Annotated in this window: 17 protein-coding genes; 8 read left to right on the forward strand and 9 right to left on the reverse strand. The window is 45.4% G+C overall.

Annotation, left to right across the window (positions count from 1 at the left end; translation table 11 throughout):
* Nucleotides 1–698: 698 nt before the first annotated feature.
* The 4 genes from AAHF05_RS23570 to AAHF05_RS23585 all read right to left on the reverse strand — a co-directional run bounded on the left by AAHF05_RS23570 (nucleotide 699) and on the right by AAHF05_RS23585 (nucleotide 2,806).
* A complete protein-coding gene (locus AAHF05_RS23570; protein ID WP_000637193.1) occupies nucleotides 699–956 on the reverse strand; it encodes a hypothetical protein in 258 nt (85 codons plus the stop codon).
* A 73-nt stretch (nucleotides 957–1,029) separates the two neighbouring features.
* The gene (locus AAHF05_RS23575; protein ID WP_001005009.1) at nucleotides 1,030–1,344 is read right to left on the reverse strand and encodes a hypothetical protein; all 315 of its coding nucleotides are present in this window, start codon (nucleotides 1,342–1,344) and stop codon (nucleotides 1,030–1,032) included.
* 47 nt (nucleotides 1,345–1,391) lie between these two features.
* A complete protein-coding gene (locus tag AAHF05_RS23580; RefSeq protein ID WP_000975181.1) occupies nucleotides 1,392–2,288 on the reverse strand; it encodes a hypothetical protein in 897 nt (298 codons plus the stop codon).
* A 2-nt stretch (nucleotides 2,289–2,290) separates the two neighbouring features.
* Entirely contained in the window at nucleotides 2,291–2,806 is a 516-nt protein-coding gene (locus AAHF05_RS23585; protein ID WP_000464825.1) for a thermonuclease family protein, read from the reverse strand.
* 214 nt (nucleotides 2,807–3,020) lie between these two features.
* Between AAHF05_RS23585 and AAHF05_RS23590 the strand changes: the two genes are divergently transcribed.
* Genes AAHF05_RS23590 through AAHF05_RS23605 form a run of 4 tightly spaced genes read left to right on the forward strand, consistent with a single transcriptional unit; the run spans nucleotide 3,021 to nucleotide 6,234 of the window.
* Nucleotides 3,021–4,448: a DNA cytosine methyltransferase gene (locus tag AAHF05_RS23590; RefSeq protein ID WP_000833380.1), complete on the forward strand. Its 1,428-nt coding sequence runs from the start codon at nucleotides 3,021–3,023 to the stop codon at nucleotides 4,446–4,448.
* Nucleotides 4,449–4,508: 60 nt separating this feature from the next.
* On the forward strand, nucleotides 4,509–4,676 hold the full coding sequence (locus AAHF05_RS23595) for a hypothetical protein (protein WP_000220758.1): 168 nt from the start codon (nucleotides 4,509–4,511) through the stop codon (nucleotides 4,674–4,676).
* A gap of 22 nt (nucleotides 4,677–4,698) precedes the next feature.
* Complete coding sequence (locus AAHF05_RS23600; protein ID WP_000078513.1) at nucleotides 4,699–6,018, forward strand: DUF1173 family protein; 1,320 nt, start codon at nucleotides 4,699–4,701, stop codon at nucleotides 6,016–6,018.
* Between the two features lie 12 nt (nucleotides 6,019–6,030).
* Nucleotides 6,031–6,234: a hypothetical protein gene (locus tag AAHF05_RS23605; protein WP_000121164.1), complete on the forward strand. Its 204-nt coding sequence runs from the start codon at nucleotides 6,031–6,033 to the stop codon at nucleotides 6,232–6,234.
* Nucleotides 6,235–6,297: 63 nt separating this feature from the next.
* Here the strand turns inward: AAHF05_RS23605 and AAHF05_RS23610 are convergent, their stop codons facing one another.
* From AAHF05_RS23610 to rcnR, 3 genes are all read right to left on the reverse strand, one after another.
* Nucleotides 6,298–7,503 (reverse strand): hypothetical protein, encoded by a 1,206-nt coding sequence (locus tag AAHF05_RS23610; RefSeq protein ID WP_001371952.1) that lies wholly within the window; start codon nucleotides 7,501–7,503, stop codon nucleotides 6,298–6,300.
* The gene (locus tag AAHF05_RS23615) at nucleotides 7,500–8,318 is read right to left on the reverse strand and encodes a DUF4942 domain-containing protein (protein ID WP_000193207.1); all 819 of its coding nucleotides are present in this window, start codon (nucleotides 8,316–8,318) and stop codon (nucleotides 7,500–7,502) included. Before AAHF05_RS23615 ends, AAHF05_RS23610 begins: the two co-directional genes overlap by 4 nt.
* A 465-nt stretch (nucleotides 8,319–8,783) precedes the next feature.
* On the reverse strand, nucleotides 8,784–9,056 hold the full coding sequence (rcnR, locus tag AAHF05_RS23620) for a Ni(II)/Co(II)-binding transcriptional repressor RcnR (protein ID WP_000019951.1): 273 nt from the start codon (nucleotides 9,054–9,056) through the stop codon (nucleotides 8,784–8,786).
* 122 nt (nucleotides 9,057–9,178) lie between these two features.
* On the opposite strand from rcnR, the gene AAHF05_RS23625 reads away from it, so the two are divergent.
* Nucleotides 9,179–10,294: a nickel/cobalt efflux protein RcnA gene (locus AAHF05_RS23625; protein ID WP_001572377.1), complete on the forward strand. Its 1,116-nt coding sequence runs from the start codon at nucleotides 9,179–9,181 to the stop codon at nucleotides 10,292–10,294.
* A 257-nt stretch (nucleotides 10,295–10,551) separates the two neighbouring features.
* On the opposite strand, the gene AAHF05_RS23630 is transcribed toward AAHF05_RS23625, so the two are convergent.
* Entirely contained in the window at nucleotides 10,552–10,986 is a 435-nt protein-coding gene (locus AAHF05_RS23630; RefSeq protein WP_000723070.1) for a hypothetical protein, read from the reverse strand.
* A gap of 217 nt (nucleotides 10,987–11,203) precedes the next feature.
* Nucleotides 11,204–12,550: a copper resistance membrane spanning protein PcoS gene (gene pcoS / locus AAHF05_RS23635; protein ID WP_004248839.1), complete on the reverse strand. Its 1,347-nt coding sequence runs from the start codon at nucleotides 12,548–12,550 to the stop codon at nucleotides 11,204–11,206.
* A 38-nt stretch (nucleotides 12,551–12,588) separates the two neighbouring features.
* On the opposite strand from pcoS, the gene AAHF05_RS23640 reads away from it, so the two are divergent.
* From AAHF05_RS23640 to AAHF05_RS23650, 3 genes are all read left to right on the forward strand, one after another.
* A complete protein-coding gene (locus AAHF05_RS23640) occupies nucleotides 12,589–13,557 on the forward strand; it encodes an IS5-like element IS903B family transposase (protein WP_072196614.1) in 969 nt (322 codons plus the stop codon).
* Nucleotides 13,558–13,745: 188 nt separating this feature from the next.
* Nucleotides 13,746–15,365 (forward strand): phosphoethanolamine--lipid A transferase MCR-9.1, encoded by a 1,620-nt coding sequence (locus AAHF05_RS23645; RefSeq protein WP_001572373.1) that lies wholly within the window; start codon nucleotides 13,746–13,748, stop codon nucleotides 15,363–15,365.
* Nucleotides 15,366–15,441: 76 nt separating this feature from the next.
* On the forward strand, nucleotides 15,442–15,918 hold the full coding sequence (locus AAHF05_RS23650; RefSeq protein WP_001572372.1) for a WbuC family cupin fold metalloprotein: 477 nt from the start codon (nucleotides 15,442–15,444) through the stop codon (nucleotides 15,916–15,918).
* Nucleotides 15,919–15,925 lie beyond the last annotated feature (7 nt).

The following is a 15,925-nucleotide window of genomic DNA, read 5'->3' on the forward strand; positions in this document are numbered from 1 at the left end:
ACCAGTCGTTATTACGATATTTATGTAGAAAGCATATTGAATCATTTGTTCAGTTTCGAAGCTTTCCATTGAAAACCCTTTGTTGAAATGTTGAATAAAATTATTTTTAGTAAATGTAAGCAATAAATAGAACGAATATTAATAGTGAAAGATGCAATGCCAACATCTGCTTATGATGCCTTATGAGGATTTCTTCCTTCGCATTCATTAAATCGTACATCTCATCAATATTTTTATTGCTGGTATATTCGAGACGTTCATCACGAAGTAATTTGAACTTTACCAATACGACAAGTGATTTAATAATAAAGCTCGTAAGCATAACAGTTATAGACAAAAATAAAAAATAGGCCAAATTCATATATCACTCCATGGAGATTAATAGAAAAATTTATAATAAGTAATCTCATAGAGCATTACTTGAATCTTCTTCCCATACTAAGGACTCACCGAGAAACTTAGTTAAAGATGATTTGGCATACTGTGGTTCGGAAAAAAAACGTGGGAACCAGCCGTCAAAGCTTTGGGTACCATTGTGACGATTTTCAGGCGAGACTGATAAGCGGTACCCGTCTTCGTAAGGTGAAATGCTAAATGTGTATCCATCATCTGTCTTTGAGATCAGCGTTTTGCATGTCATATGACTGTTTGCTCACAAAGTTACTTTTCTAAGATATCGAAAAGTGTGGATTAGATCATCATTCAGATAGTCTTTTCATCACAAACTTTCCTGCCCACATTATCACAATTATAAAGGTAATAAAACCGATCTGCTCCCAACGTAAATTGGTTTGCTGTTCGGAATCATCCAAATGAATTGCATAAATGTAACATCCGAAGGTAAGCGTGAGTGGAACAACAAGCATCCCTACCTTTTTAGTAATATTTCCAATAAACCACCAATAAAGAACCCAGGAAATAATAGAAGAATAAAAAATTGCTTCTGAAACTATCATATGTAACCTCTTGAATTAGTCGATGCTGTGGGTAAATAAACCCGGACCGTCAAATGATGCAATTGCAAAATATTTAGTAACCATGAATCCTTCGGTTATCTATTTCAGCCATGTATGCAGTAGGCTTTTTTAAGAGATAGATTGGTGAAACGACATTCGTTTTGACTTTATAAGCCAGAATGAAAACACCTGCGGAGCTTGCCATAAGTACCGCAAGAAGAATAGATACCGTTAACTCCTTTGGTGTTTGTATCACCGAAAGAAGAAACAATGCGCTTATGGCTGCAAAAATCCAGCAATATAATGATGCATCCATAAAACCAGCTACAACACTCGATCCAAAAAAAAACCAAAATAAACTTATTAAGATTACTGAGTTTTCATTCATGTCTGTTCCTTGTTATTACTAATTATATTATGCTTTATAGTTGACCGTCAGACTACCCACGGGTTTTGACGAACAAAGTCACGCACTCCATTTATACATGCTTTTGAGATGACTTCAAAATAAGGATGGTTTGATGGAATCATATTCCCGGTATTATCAAGAAGCATAATAGTCCCTAAAGACCGAACCAGTTGATATTCATTGAGCTTACGCTTTAGCAAAGTTTGCAATCTATAAATTGTCTCACCGGAACTGTTACCTTCGATACCTACAACAGAGACCGTACAGTTCACTTCCTGATTATCAGATTGATAATCGAACCAGTAATTTTCGTTGCAATTTCCTTTTTGCGCATGCTCAATTTTGCCAGGCCATTTTACCCATAAAGAAGAGTTGTTTTTAGATCGTAAGATCTGCTTCAGCGTTTCCAATGGATTTTTTTCATCAACCTCAGACCAGGCCGAAATAAATTCTTTCTGCATTGCCTTAGGGTCTATAACGGCAATGAAATCAAATTCCTCTTTATTGATAGAGTTGGCTCGATCTTTGAGATAAAACAGACCGAGTTTATATCCCTTTTCACTTTTCCAGTTTGCTCCCACAGGCTGATAGTCTGTATTTATAAACGGTTTGAAAGTGTGAGTGTCGGGAGAAAAAATTACTGAGGGTGCCAGCACCCGGCCTCGGTATCGTATTGGATTTACAAATATTTTTTCCCCGTCACATAACATTTCAATAATTGCTTTTGTCACAACTACTGAAATAGAAGGTCTACATGTATTTTGATTTATTTCCCCGAGGTGCGCCAAACTTCCATCCTCACTCTTCAACACCTTTGTAAGGCAAGTCGGGCAATACTGTTGATCTCTATAATAAACAGGCATGGTTAGACGACCGGAATCGTTTAGTACCAACTGAAGTAACGGATGAGGCTCTTTCATCATGGTTATTTCTTCCCTTTCACCTTTCTGGGCTTTTCGTTTGCCTGTCTCCACTGCCATGGTGGGACAGGGTTGGTGTCTGCCCATAACCCTTTTGCCTCCTTTTGTGCTGCGGATTCATATTTGATATAGCCAGGGACAATGGCGTTATCTTCGAACCGATAAACCCACGCATATCCACTGTCCACCATAGAGGCATTGATATCATATCCATCTAACCAGATGGTACCTAACATACGGCCATAGATATCCGTACCATGGTCTATCACGGTAACGATTTTAGTTGCTATAGCTGTGGTTAAGGCCTGTTTTGCTTTTTGGCCAAAAGCCTGTTTAGATTCAGGAGCGTCTATACCATACATCCGTATTTTGATGGTTGTGTTTTGAGCATCCAACGCAGTTATGGTGTCACCGTCAACAATCTTAACCACCTTTGCCTCAAAAGTTGTTGAGTTCCCCCAGGACGCCACTGGGAATACAACAATCATGATGGGCAAAAGTAACTTTGTAAAAAAAAACATCATTTCACCTGAATTTGTTGAGTACAGACATGTATCCACAAGCCTATTTACAGGCAGTATTTTAACAAGTCATTATTTCATGGGCGGGCTTAAAACCAATCTTTTTGCAACTTAAAGGCAGAATAATCACAATAAATTTAGAACCTGAACCAAAAAATAATCCAAATTAAGCGTGTTAATCTATCTCAAAGATATTATTCCTGAGAGAGTTTGGATGAAACGTTACACTCATGATCTTGAGACAGACCTGAATGATGTGGATAAAACACCATCTCTGATCCACAAAACTTTGTTAACAGCTTCGACTATTTATGACCTGAAATATCTGGCTCAGGTATTAAATGATGAAAATGGCAGTAATTGGTCCCGTGCATCCCTTAAACGTCAGGTTACATGCATACCTGAGCATTGTGATCTGAGTATCGCAGATGGACGCTATCTACAGACTTTAATACCTTCACGACCTGCTGATTATGAGGACAGGCACTTTAGCTTTATCGATCTGTTTGCAGGGATAGGTGGACTGCGAAGCGGATTTGATGCCATCGGTGGTAAATGTCTTTTCACGAGCGAATGGAATACTTATTCCAGCCGTACTTACCGGGCGAACTGGTATTGCGATGAGAACGAGCACCGCTTCAATTCAGACATCCGTGACATCACTCTTAGCAACCGGCCCGAGGTTACTGATGACGAGGCATACAAATTTATCGATGCCTCTATCCCGGATCATGATGTTCTTCTTGCGGGATTTCCATGCCAGCCATTCAGCATCGCCGGTGTCAGTAAAAAGAACTCTATGGGTCGCAAACACGGTTTCGAGTGCGACACTCAGGGTACGCTCTTCTTTGATGTGGCCAGGATCATCCGGGCAAAACAACCTGCAATTTTTGTTCTGGAAAACGTAAAAAATCTGAAGAGTCACGATAAGGGTAATACCTTTAACATCATCATGAAAACGCTCGATGAGCTTGGCTACGACGTCGCAAACAGCGAAAGCACGGGCGCGGATGATCCTAAAGTCATCGATGGCCGTCATTTCCGACCCCAGCACCGTGAACGTATCGTCCTTATTGGTTTTCGCCGCGACCTACGTCTGAAAGACGGTTTTACTCTGAGAGATATTAAAGACTTTTATCCGGACAAGCGCCCTTCTCTCTCAGATTTACTGGATCCGAGCGTAGATAGTAAATACATCCTCTCCCCTAAACTCTGGGAGTACTTATACAACTATGCAAAGAAACATGCGGCAAAAGGCAATGGTTTTGGTTTTGGACTAGTAGATCCTTCCAATGTTAATAGTGTCACCAGAACCCTCTCAAGCCGCTATATGAAAGACGGATCTGAAATTCTTATTGATCGGGGCTGGTCTCATGAGCTGGGAGAAACTGATTTCCATAACACATACAACATGGACCGTCGGCCACGCATGCTAACGCCACGTGAATGCAGCAGGCTAATGGGCTTCGATAAACCCGGGGAAAGTGTTTTCCGTATCCCTGTGTCCAATACACAGGCTTACAGACAGTTTGGGAACTCCGTGGTCGTTGATGTCTTTGCGGCCGTCGCCAAACTGCTGAAGTCTCGAATTGAATTTGCAGCCTCCCAGCGCTTGCGGCAGTTTTACGACGAAGTCAGCTGACCTGAGCTCCTTCATCAATTTAAATGCTTAAGATTGTTGTAATAATGTCAGAGGTCAACCATGACGTATTTCGAATCAGCTGAAGGTGAGACGGTATCTAAAGAACGAGCATTACAAGAACTGTCCAGGCATTGCGTTCCCGAAACAGATTTCGAAGAATTCTTTAGCGACATGGGCGTAAAGGAACAGTATGACGCTCAGGAAGTGTTGCTTTGGTTGGGATATTAAACTTCCTGTTTAGGAGACTACTATGAGCCAAAAATTCGCAGTGATGATTGCTTACGACGACGATCCAAACGTCAAAAGGTACTCACCTGACTTTCAAACGCAGGATGAGTTTGCTAAAGGGTGGCAGTCGGCTCTTAAAAAGGCACACCACACCTCAGGTCAAAAATCAGTCATCACCTGCGGATGTCGTGGAAAAGGAGAAAAGCGACTTTATGTTCGTGCTTTACCGAACGGTGATGCCTTTATTCTCGTCAAAGCCGCTAACACGGGCATTGAGCATGATCCTTCCTGTGTATTCTTCTCCCTTGATGCCCGGCATACCGGCCTGAAAGGATATGCGAGTGGTGTGGTCCGGATTACAACCGAAGGTGATATGGCTGTAAGGCTCGGTATCGGTATGACAGAGAAAGATCCTCCTGAAAAATCAGAAGTGCCTCCCCTGCCCCATGTTCAGCGACCAGAAGGAGGTCAGGCCTCAATGACCCTCCTGGGCTTGCTTAGTCTTTTGTGGACAGAGTCTGGTCTGAATGTCTGGTACCCGAAAATGGCAGGGAAACGTAACGATTCACTGGTACGGTATCGTCTGCTTGAAACCGCTAAACAAATTCGTACCGGCAGAGCCTGCATAGGTGACCATTTATTCATTGGTGTACCTGACCCGAAACAACCTGTCGCTCAGTCGCAAATTCAGCGTCTTTCATCACAGGCGATGAGTGATAAACGTCTCATGCTCCTGTCAGTTTTACCTCGCTACGATGCTGAAAAGCATGAGAAGCCACTTAAATTTTTACCCCTGCGGAATTTTGGGGGGCTACCGCTGATTTTTTTCAATTCAGAAGGCCATTGGGATAGCGTAAAGAAACGATTTTCATCGGAGTACGCAGCATGGAAATCCGGGGCGAAAATAGTTGTCTTTGCGTTGACGTCACCAGCTGCGGTAACCGGCAGAGGCCCTTCTGTAAGAGCTCATCAAATTGTGCTGATGCACGTTAGCGAGAACTGGATACCTCTGGACTCCTCCTATGAGGCGGTTGTTGCAGAAAAGCTGGATGCAGAGCACCGGCAGTACGTTAAGCCCATGCGTTATGATGCGAGTATTAGTGAGGTGTTCCCTGACTTCTACCTGCTCGACACAAAAAGCGATAAGCCGTTCCCGATGGAAGTATTTGGTATGGCCACTCCTGCTTATCTGGCCCGAAAGCAACTCAAAAAAGATTATTACAACCGTGAATATGGGCCTTATGGATGGTGGCACTGGGATGCGACCACAGCATCTGAAACTATGGTGCTGCCTCATTTTCCAGAATCACGTAAACCTCTTTCAACTGGCACACCTGCTTAAAATGGAGAAAAAATGTCATACATGCTTTCACTAAGCGAACAGACAAAACTGAACGCTTTCCTGTCAGGGATCCTTGATGATTACAAGACTGGGGTTATCACTCAGATACAAGCTGTTGGTAAAATCGGTAACGTGTTTTCTGCACTGGAAAGTGGAGACTCAAAAAAGGTAGTGCATTTGTTGACTGAAGGACGAAAACTCCTGCGGACGGGCTGAATGTCCGCAGAAGGTCTACTGTGCCAGGGGATGCAGAGAAGTCTATCAACCTGGCTTCATTTATCATGATGTTTTTCTACTACGCGGCTGTTTTGACTTTCCAGTACCTCCCCCTGCCATTGCACCAGTCAATGTATCAATGGTGCCTTTCAGGGATTCTGAGATTGTTTTCTCTGCCTCCAGGGTAGCTTCCAGCTTCATTACTTTGGACTGGAGCGTTTTTAATTCACTGCTTTGTTCAGCCACTTCCGCTTCATAGCCCTGGCTGACCAAAGTTACTTTTTTCAGGTCGGCGCTCAGCGACTCGTTTAGTTTATGGAGTTCAGTAAGCTCGGCATTCACCGCCACCAGGTCACCCTCCTTCCCGGACAGTGCACTTTTCAGCTCAGCACAGAGGTTCTGTGCAGCAATCAATTCCTGTTCAAACCTGTCCCTCTCTGCCTTTGTATCTGACACAGTCTGACTTAACTGGTCGCATTGTCTGGAAAGACCGGCATTATCAGAACGCTGAGTGTTGATCTCTTCGTTCAGCTTTTTTTGATATTCAAGGTGACCAGCGATCTCTGTTTTACGTTCAGCCAGTTGCTGGGAGAGTGAGTCATTTGACTGCTGTGCGAGGCTTAATTCATGCCGTGTGCTATCTAACTGGTGATGGCAGGTTTCGAGTTCTGCTTCGGCAACATTCAGCCTTGTTTCTAACTCCTTGACGGTACTGTCCCGGATCTCTAATCGACCCTGTAGCGCCTGATTCTCAAGTTTCAGCTCATCCATATCGGTAGCGCTTTGCTCAAGCCGCTGTAAAAGCTGCGTTACCTCCTCCTCCAGCTGCATGCTACGTGCTTCAGCTTTTTTAACACTATCACTCTGTATTGCGGTATAGCTTCTACGGTAGTGCCAGGTGATGTACGAGATAATATCGCCGAGTGCAACCTTCACCTCATCGGGTATATCCAGGTAACGGGCCTCTTCAGGAACCTCTTTAACATACTTCTGGTACTCAGCGAACATCTCCTGTGACCTTGCAAACGAGCCGCCAACAGCGTTTCTGAGCCAGTGAACTTTGAAGCTCAGATCGATATTTTCCGGGTTAATTTTTTTCTCTTCGCACAGACGTTCGATTGCATTGAAGTAATCGATCATCGCAATAGATGAGTACCTTGAACGACCCATTTCCTTTGATTTTTCTGTGGATTCGCTGCGGATGTCATTCTGCACCTCTGGCGAGGTAGCATCGTTCAGGCTTTTTTCTTTATCGTTTTCGATCATCATTTTTTTCCTGCGGCCGGAAGCTGGTTTGCAAAATATATGCTGATAAGATCGTTCAGAGCATTCAGAAGCGAGATACTGTCGATACAAATATGAACGTTTCCATTCTCAAACAGGCGACACCGCCAGCCATTCTCATCGCAGACCTCGCCTGTGAAATCTGTATTTCTCATGGCCGTCAGCCTGTCGACCATACTCAGCCCACCGCCGGTTGCAGGTGTTGGAGTATCAGAACAGATGCATACAATATTCTCAAAGTCGCGTAAACAAAAGTGATTGTCCTGCGAGAAACCGTTGTACCTCAGTACGTTCACACCAGGAAAAATCCCCCGAAGAACAAGCTTTTTCGGCATTGTATATTGCCGTGCATTGCTTTTAAAACTTCGGTCAAGCTTGTTGAGAACATCAACGAAACCTTCTGCAAGCGTGTCTCGTCTGTTAGCCAGTGCATGCTGTAATGTTCCCTTAACAATCTCCAGGGAAGCGACGGGCGGATCCGTACGTAGGGATTCGTTAAAGGCTTCTTTTTGCTTATGGTTCCAGTACCGGTCCATACCTATTTCTTCAAAGAGCCTTTTCCACGTTTTACGGTCAATTTCCTTACGCCCCTCCTCGATGGTGCGATCCAGTGACGACGGAAGACCAAATGCGTTGGGCTGCATAATTCTGCTGGTGAAGAGAGAGAGACCGCACAGTTCCGACGCTTCCGAGATTAACCGCATCCCTTCTTCGAATTTCTGCATGGCCATATCCCGGGCGCTGATGAGCTGCCCTGTCCGGCTCGCCGGTACTGGCTCAGAACCCTGGTTTTGAGTCATTTTACACTCCATTTTGGTATGTCAGAACATTTTGATTTGAGCAAAGGTAGGTGTACACAGACATTAAAGTTGTCTCCTTTAACATGAAAAAGACTTTAAAGTTGTCTACTTCTTCAGATAGACCTACTTAACAGGATACTAAGTAGGTCATCTCCTTTCTCGCGTAGCATCTCTCGACGTTCACAGCAGAGGACACGTTTCAAAATGTCATCCAAAATTTTTTTCCATTATCTGACGTTGGGTGATTTTGATGGTCAGCGAGTAGAGGCTTTAACAATGTGGGTTGCCCTGAGCAAAGTAAGGGAAGTAGATGTACCAGAAATGTACGCGTTGCCTTGCATGAAGGGGGGCATCTTAAAGCTCATTGATTAAACAAACTCACTATGCCGCTACAAACAGCCCAAAACCGTCACTTGATAACGTGTTATTTAGATAAATTAATGCTCAGGGCTTTTAGCCAAACTGTCACTTGATGTAAGAATCCAGAACCTTCAGCACAACGTCCAGGTCTTCTTCTCGTTTCTGTTCTTCACTTTCATGAACAATATGTTCAGTCAAATGTCCTTTAATCACTTCACGCAATAAACCATTCACGGCACCACGTATGGCGGCTATTTGTTGCAGTACAGCGGCACATTCGTGAGGTTCATCAAGCATTTTTTTCAGCGCAGCAACCTGCCCCTGGATCTTGCTTGTACGTGCTTTCAGTTTTTGTTTATCGCGGATGGTATGTGACATGTGGGCTCTCACTCTCCTGGATATTTTATGTAACTATACCAGCGTTATTCTACTGGGGGGTAGTATATTTTACTGGGGGGGAGTAGAATCCGGCCTACACTTAATAACCAAGAATGATTCTCATGAACGAATTTACGACACTTCTTCAGCAAGGCAACGCATGGTTTTTCATCCCCAGCGCCATTCTGCTTGGCGCGCTTCATGGACTGGAGCCCGGGCACTCCAAAACAATGATGGCAGCATTCATCATTGCTATAAAAGGCACCGTACGTCAGGCCGTGATGCTGGGTGTCGCGGCAACATTGTCGCACACTGCAGTCGTATGGCTGATTGCTTTTGGAGGGATGTATATCAGTAATAAATTTACCGCAGAATCAGCCGAACCCTGGCTACAGATGGTCTCTTCAGTGATCATCCTTGGTACGGCTTTTTGGATGTTCTGGCGAACCTGGAGCGGTGAGAAAAACTGGCTGGAGGGAATGCAGGAGAATGAACATCATCACCATGACGAAACAAGGTTGATCGATACTGGCCATGGAAAAGTTGAACTGTCCATTTTTGAAGAAGGACAACTTCCCCACTGGCGGCTACGCACTCTTAGTGGCCAAAGATGGGCTTCTGAAGATATCTCATTAACCACACTTCGGGAAAACAGTACGATCTCTCAGACTTTTGAATTTGTTGATCATGGTGATTATCTGGAGTCAACATCTCCCATCCCTGAGCCTCACAGTTTCAACGTACGTCTGTCTCTGGGACATCGTGGTCATGTCCATGACTATGATGTGGCGTTCGCTGAACACGACCATGACCATGACCACTCTGAGCTTGATGGGCTGGATGTGAATTCGAAAGAGTATCAGGACGCTCACGAACTGGCTCATGCCAATGACATAAAACGCCGCTTCGACGGGAAAGAAGTAACCAACGGGCAAATCCTGATATTTGGACTGACAGGAGGGCTTATCCCTTGCCCGGCAGCTATAACTGTATTGTTGATCTGCCTTCAGCTTAAAGCGCTTACGCTGGGTGCCACACTGGTTGTTTGTTTCAGTATCGGCCTGGCATTGACCCTCGTAACGGTTGGAGTGGGTGCGGCGATCAGCGTTCGTCAGGTCGCCAAACGCTGGAGTGGCTTCAATACCATCGCCAGAAGAGCCCCCTATATTTCAAGCGCCCTGATTGCTGCTGTTGGGATTTACATGGGTATACATGGCTGGAATGGGCTGGTGCATTAACACCGGTACTGATGACACACACTCTGGGTACTTACAAAGTACATCCTAAGCGCCACCGTTGAGGTTATGAGCAGAAAAACCCGGAATATAAAGCTGCTCTTTCCGGGACTTGTTGCTGAGGCAGGGATTAAGTAACTGATTAAATCCATTCCCATAAGACTCAATGATAAATGAAAGAATAAAAAAAACGCTCCCGGACGGGAGCGTAAGCCAGTGACTTCGGCGTCAAATGAGGGTCTAACAAGTGGAGCTGCGGGTTAATTCTGGGTGATCTGGCTGCGATGCTTTTCAGCCTGCTGCTGATGAATAACGGAAGACTGACCATTATTCGCCTTCTCGTGCACAACAGCGGCTTTTTCATGCTCGTTCATTTCTGAAAATGACGTTGCTGATTCGTTGGTGGCCCCTGGTTTGCCTTTCATCATTTTTTTATGCATCTCCGCCATGTCCTGGTGGGCAGAAGCGTTGCCGTTTTGCATCATTTCATGGGACATTGCAGCCTGATCGTGTCCGCTCATATCCATCATTGTCATACTGTCTCCCTGAACAGCGCTTTTTTCAGAGGTTGACTGCATCTGATGGGCGGGTGCCTGGGCATTATTTACCTGGTCATGCATGTTCATTGTCTCTGCAGCCATGGCGGATGAAGCGACAGCCATAATGGCAACAAATGATACAAGGATCTTTTTCATGGTTGGGTCTCCGGTGTTTTCATACCCAAACAATCAACGGCTTATAACAGAGAAAGCATTTGATCTCAGGGCGGGTTATTCATCACTCCAGGAACCAGGCGATTGCGTTATCACTCTGCTCCTGATTTATGTATGATTATAAAAAACCGCCTCTGTTTATCGCGTGACTGAATGATGACAATTTTGTCACCTTCCAGGTTTCTCCTGAAGAACGGGATTAATCCATTAACAGGCGCACACTGAACACAATTTCCCGCCCCTGCTGTTCTGCTGACAGCTCGCCGCCATGAGCATGAATGATCGACCTTGTAATTGATAATCCCAGCCCCGCGCCTTCCGTGTTGTGGACCCTTGATGAATCAGCTCGATAGAACCGATCAAACAAACGTTCCAGATTAGCGGGAACCTGGCCGGACATCGTATTCGTAATCATCACGTTCACACAGTCACTGTCACGCTCAAGGTGTATCGCTGTACAGGTGTTATCGGGAGAATACTTGATTGCATTGGAAAGCAGGTTACTGAAAGCACGTCGCAGCATATCGCTGTCTCCGGCAACAACGCCCTCTCCTTCAACGGTGATTGTCTTTCCTGTTTCGTCTGCCAGAGGCTCGAACAGCTCACGTAATTCATTCAGTTCGGCGGCCAGATCCACATCATGTTTATCCAGCTGCAGCAGACCATGCTCTGAACGTGCCAGAAAAAGCATATCACTGGTCATTCGTGACAACCTTTTCAGTTCTTCCAGGTAAGCGAATAAGATTTCGCGGTAATGCGAAACATCCCTTTCCTTAGCCAGTGCAAACTGCGTCTGCATCATCAGATTACTGACCGCTGTGCGCAGCTCATGCGCGATGTCAGACGAGAAATCTGACAGTTTCCGGAATGACCCCTCCAGGCGATCGAACATGTTATTGAACTCCTGCATGGTCTCAGAAATTTCCGGCGGAGCCAAATCGGGATTAAGACGCTGATCCAGGCTGTGTACGGTCATGGAGGAAGCCAGACTGGTCATTTCCCGTAGCGGTTTCAGACCAATACGTGTGGTCAGCCAGCCCAGAAAAACAGAAATAAAGACCAGACCGATATTGAACCAGAACAGCCAGGTACTGAGCTTATCCATAAACAGGGTGTGATACCCAGTATCCGTGGCAACCGTAATGATGACATGTTTGCTTTTACCCTGTTCCGGCGTCACGGCAACCCGCCGCGAGATACTGCGGTACACGGTGTTATTTTCTTCCGTCTGGATCATATAGTCGAGAATATCACCCGACTTATTAAGCAGGACCGCTGGAACAACAGAATTTTTGGCATAGAGTTCAACAATTTTTTCATTTTCCATGTTTTTTATAGAAATGAATAAACCATTGTGCCCTACCATCGCATCGTTTATTTTTTCTGATAATGACTTAATATCCGTTTTGTTCCGGAACGTCTCTGTTTTAAGAAACTCTTCGGTGAGCTGAAGTTTACCTGTCAGAAAATCGCGGTCCTGATTATCGAAATAGCCATTAAGGGTGCTAATCAGGATAAAACTTGATAACCACCATACCGTAAGCATCACCGCGGCTTTGTTGAATAAATCGAACTTTTGCTGAGTTGAAGGATCAGATCACGCATCTTCCCGACAACGCAGACCGTTCCGTGGCAAAGCAAAAGTTCAAAATCACCAACTGGCCCACCTACAATAAAGCCCTCATCAACCGTGGCTCCATAACTTTCTGGCTGGATGATGAAGCTATTCAGGCCTGGTATGAGTCGGCAGCGCCTTCTTCACGAGGCAGACCTCAGCGCTATTCTGACCTTGCCATCACGACTGTGCTGGTCATTAAACGCGTATTCAGGCTGACCCTGCGCGCTGCGCAGGGCTTTATTGATTCCATTTTTTCTCTGATGAACGTTCCGCTACGCTGCCCGGATTACAGCTGTGTCAGCAGGCGGGCAAAGTCGGTTAATGTCAGTTTCAAAACGCCCACCCGGGGTGAAATCGCACACCTGGTAATTGATTCCACCGGGCTGAAGGTCTTCGGTGAAGGCGAGTGGAAAGTCAAAAAGCATGGCCAGGAACGCCGCCGTATCTGGCGTAAGCTGCATCTCGCCGTTGACAGTAAAACACATGAAATCATCTGCGCTGACCTGTCGCTGAACAACGTTACGGACTCAGAGGCCTTCCCCGGGTTAATCCGGCAAACCCACCGGAAAATCAGGTCAGCCGCCGCCGATGGCGCTTACGATACCCGGCTATGTCACGATGAACTGCGGCATAAGAAAATCAGCGCGCTTATCCCTCCCCGAAAAGGTGCGGGTTACTGGCCCGGTGAATATGCAGACCGTAACCGTGCAGTGGCTAATCAGCGAATGACCGGGAGTAATGCGCGGTGGAAATGGACAACAGATTACAACCGTCGCTCGATAGCGGAAACGGCGATGTACCGGGTAAAACAGCTGTTCGGGGGTTCACTGACGCTGCGTGACTACGATGGTCAGGTTGCGGAGGCTATGGCCCTGGTACGAGCGCTGAACAAAATGACGAAAGCAGGTATGCCTGAAAGCGTGCGTATTGCCTGAAAACACAACCCGCTACGGGGGAGACTTACCCGAAATCTGATTTATTCAACAAAGCCTCGTTAAGGTTAACCTAAGATTTCAGAATGATAATCTCTGCTTTGCAGCGAATAAGGCAATCATAATATTAGATTGAATTGTTGTAATTATCATCAATGTTTTTACTGGTTTACTATTTTCCGGAGGTGTTAATGCCTGTACTTTTCAGGGTGAAAGTTATTCCGCTGGTTTTACTTCTGGCAATGATCTTTGCGTTTTTACTTAACTGGCCAATATTGCTGCATTTTTACGAGATTTTGTCGCATTTAGAGCATGTCAAAATTGGTTTTGTCATTTCTATTCCCTTTGTTCTGGTTGCGGCGCTTAACGTTGTTTTTATGCCTTTCTCAGTTCGTTTTCTGCTGAAACCTTTCTTTGCTTTACTGTTTATCACTGGCTCACTGGTCAGTTATTCGACACTAAAATATAAAGTAATGTTTGATCAAACGATGATTCAAAACATTATTGAAACTAACCCCCAGGAAGCGCATTCCTATCTTAATGGCTCAATTATTATATGGTTCGTCTTTACCGGTATCCTTCCTGCCATCCTCCTTTTTTCAATAAAAATTCAATATCCTGAAAAATGGTATAAAGGCATTGCTTACCGTTTGCTCTCCGTGCTGGCATCGTTGAGTTTGATTGCAGGTGTTGCCGCACTTTATTATCAGGATTATGCCTCTGTCGGCCGCAATAACTCGACATTGAATAAAGAGATCATCCCGGCGAACTACGCTTACAGCACTTTCCAGTATGTTAAGGATACGTACTTTACGACTAAAGTGCCTTTCCAGACGCTGGGGAATGATGCTAAACGCGTCGTCGCTCACGAAAAACCCACGCTGATGTTCCTGGTGATTGGCGAAACGGCACGCAGCCAGAATTTCTCGATGAACGGTTATTCGCGTGATACCAATGCCTTTACCAGCAAATCCGGCGGCGTTATTTCGTTTAAAAATATGCATTCCTGCGGTACCGCTACCGCAATATCCGTTCCGTGCATGTTCTCGAATATGAATCGCACCGAGTACGACAGTAAAAAAGCATCTAACAGTGAAAATTTCCTCGACATCGTGCAGAAAACCGGTGTCTCGCTGTTATGGAAAGAGAACGATGGCGGTTGTAAAGGCGTATGTAGCCGCATCCCGACTGTCGAAATTAAGCCTAGTGATAACCCGAAACTGTGCGATGGCAAAACGTGCCATGACGAGGTGATGCTGGAAAACCTTGATGATGAAATCGCCAAAATGCCAGGTGATAAGCTTGTCGCCTTCCATATCATTGGCAGCCATGGACCGACTTATTACCTGCGTTATCCGGCTGAGCATCGCCACTTCATGCCCGAATGTGCACGTAGCGATATCGAAAACTGTACTCAGGAACAATTGGTCAACACCTACGACAACACCCTTCGTTATACAGACTATGTATTAGCTGAGATGATTGAAAAGCTAAAAAATTACAGCGATCAGTACAACACCGTGCTGCTTTATGTGTCCGATCATGGTGAATCATTGGGCGAAAGCGGGCTATATCTGCACGGCACGCCGTACAAACTGGCACCGGATCAGCAGACGCATATTCCGATGCAGGTCTGGATGTCACCGGGCTTTATCGCCGGGAAACACATCAACATGTCTTGCCTTGAAAATAATGCGGCGAAAAAATCATATTCCCACGACAACCTGTTCTCATCGATTTTGGGGCTGTGGGACGTAAGCACCAGCGTCTATAATCCTGACCGCGATTTGTTCCGCGAATGCCGTGGCTAATCGATTGTTAGTATAACAAAAAGCCTTACGGCAACCTGGTTGCCGTAAGCTGCAAGAATGCAATAAGGCTTATAATATGAAACAACTTACTTTCAACGACCTACGCAAGCAAAGCGCACAAGCCGCAAATTCCCCCCGCTTACGTGCCCATCATAATTTCCACCCTGAATTGAGCGACCCGGTGCAGCGTCTGGCTATTGCTATGGAACCGGGAACTTATGTTCGCCCTCATCGCCACCCGCATACTTTTGAACTGCTGACATCCCTTACCGGTCGCTTTTTGGTATTGAACTTTGATGACCTGGGTAACCTGACCCAGCGCGTCGTGTTAGGTGAGGACTGTAAAGTGCTGGAGATGGATGCAGGCACCTGGCATACCGTATTGTCACTGGATGAAGGCGGCGTTATTTTTGAGGTAAAACACGGTAGGTACCAGCCTGTTGCTGATCAAGATGCCGCCCCATGGGCCCCCGCCGAAAACGAGCCGGGAACTGCAGAGCTGATGAAATGGTACACACAGGCGCAAGTAGGTGATGGCGGATATCCGCGGTAATTAATGC

The organism is Enterobacter adelaidei (assembly GCF_041937165.1).
Taxonomy (GTDB): Bacteria; Pseudomonadota; Gammaproteobacteria; order Enterobacterales; family Enterobacteriaceae; genus Enterobacter; species Enterobacter adelaidei.

Coding starts and splice junctions, on each gene's coding strand:
- AAHF05_RS23570 (WP_000637193.1), bottom strand. CDS start 956: ATGATAGTTTCAGAAGCAATTTTTTATTCTTCTATTATTTCCTGGGTT.
- AAHF05_RS23575 (WP_001005009.1), bottom strand. CDS start 1,344: ATGAATGAAAACTCAGTAATCTTAATAAGTTTATTTTGGTTTTTTTTT.
- AAHF05_RS23580 (WP_000975181.1), bottom strand. CDS start 2,288: ATGATGAAAGAGCCTCATCCGTTACTTCAGTTGGTACTAAACGATTCC.
- AAHF05_RS23585 (WP_000464825.1), bottom strand. CDS start 2,806: ATGTTTTTTTTTACAAAGTTACTTTTGCCCATCATGATTGTTGTATTC.
- AAHF05_RS23590 (WP_000833380.1), top strand. CDS start 3,021: ATGAAACGTTACACTCATGATCTTGAGACAGACCTGAATGATGTGGAT.
- AAHF05_RS23595 (WP_000220758.1), top strand. CDS start 4,509: ATGACGTATTTCGAATCAGCTGAAGGTGAGACGGTATCTAAAGAACGA.
- AAHF05_RS23600 (WP_000078513.1), top strand. CDS start 4,699: ATGAGCCAAAAATTCGCAGTGATGATTGCTTACGACGACGATCCAAAC.
- AAHF05_RS23605 (WP_000121164.1), top strand. CDS start 6,031: ATGTCATACATGCTTTCACTAAGCGAACAGACAAAACTGAACGCTTTC.
- AAHF05_RS23610 (WP_001371952.1), bottom strand. CDS start 7,503: ATGATGATCGAAAACGATAAAGAAAAAAGCCTGAACGATGCTACCTCG.
- AAHF05_RS23615 (WP_000193207.1), bottom strand. CDS start 8,318: ATGACTCAAAACCAGGGTTCTGAGCCAGTACCGGCGAGCCGGACAGGG.
- rcnR (WP_000019951.1), bottom strand. CDS start 9,056: ATGTCACATACCATCCGCGATAAACAAAAACTGAAAGCACGTACAAGC.
- AAHF05_RS23625 (WP_001572377.1), top strand. CDS start 9,179: ATGAACGAATTTACGACACTTCTTCAGCAAGGCAACGCATGGTTTTTC.
- AAHF05_RS23630 (WP_000723070.1), bottom strand. CDS start 10,986: ATGAAAAAGATCCTTGTATCATTTGTTGCCATTATGGCTGTCGCTTCA.
- pcoS (WP_004248839.1), bottom strand. CDS start 12,550: ATGCTTACGGTATGGTGGTTATCAAGTTTTATCCTGATTAGCACCCTT.
- AAHF05_RS23645 (WP_001572373.1), top strand. CDS start 13,746: ATGCCTGTACTTTTCAGGGTGAAAGTTATTCCGCTGGTTTTACTTCTG.
- AAHF05_RS23650 (WP_001572372.1), top strand. CDS start 15,442: ATGAAACAACTTACTTTCAACGACCTACGCAAGCAAAGCGCACAAGCC.